Below are 883 nucleotides of genomic sequence, written 5' to 3'. Positions count from 1 at the left end.
TGGTATGACCCCCGAAGGTTGGACGCAACCTTTGGAGGCGTCATGGGTAAATATACAGAGCAGGCAAAACTCGCAGCCGTGAAAGAATATTGTGCCGGCAAGGCAGGGTTGAGGGATGTTGCGCATCGCCACGATGTGGACTTTTCCTGTCTTCGTCAGTGGGTCGCGGCTTATCAGATCCACGGCCCAGCGGCTCTTAAAGAGAAAAAGCGGCAGCGTTACAGTGACGAGTTCAAGCTAGCTGTTTTGAAGCGCATGCATGATGAGCGATTATCACTGCGCCAGACAGCGGCCTTGTTCGATATCCGTCAGTTCGGCATCATCAATCGATGGCAGCGCCTTTTTGACGAAGGTGCTCTTAACGCCTCCTCAAAGCCCCCTGAGAAAGCTGGACGCCCAAGAAAGATGACGACCCTTCCCCCTGTGAATTCCGCTCCAGTCGACGATGAATCGCGTTCGCGTGACGAGTTGCTTGCCGAGGTGAAGCAACTGCGGATGGAGGTCGATTATCTAAAAAAGCTCGATGCCTTGGTTCAGAAGAAGCAACGAATAGCGCAGCAGAAAAAGCGCAAATCGTAACGGAACTGAGGCCTTTGCATTCTCTGGACGGGCTGCTGAAGTGTGCCGGTCTGGCACGCAGCACTTTTTACTATCAACAAAAGGTACTGCTGGCAGACGACAAATACGCAGGACTGAAAGACCTGATTCAGGCAACGTTCTACGAGCACAAGGGCCGGTATGGCTATCGTCGCATCACGACAGTCTTGCGCAGGGCGGGCCATCTTGTGAACCACAAGACGGTGCAGAAACTAATGGGGCAGCTAGGCCTGAAGAGCCTGATACGCGTGAAGAAATACCGTTCCTACAAAGGCGAAACAGGTAA

At 53.0% G+C, this 883-nt stretch carries 1 pseudogene; it reads left to right on the top strand.

Annotation, left to right across the window (positions count from 1 at the left end):
• Positions 1 to 42: 42 nt before the first annotated feature.
• Positions 43 to 883, top strand: a pseudogene (locus RYC17_RS26785) (IS3 family transposase); the annotation flags it as partial.

This window comes from Pseudomonas syringae group sp. J248-6, from assembly GCF_032586995.1.
Taxonomy (GTDB): Bacteria; Pseudomonadota; Gammaproteobacteria; order Pseudomonadales; family Pseudomonadaceae; genus Aquipseudomonas; species Aquipseudomonas amygdali.
Note: the sequence above shows the minus strand (reverse complement) of the source record. Positions and strands in the feature narration are given on the sequence as shown.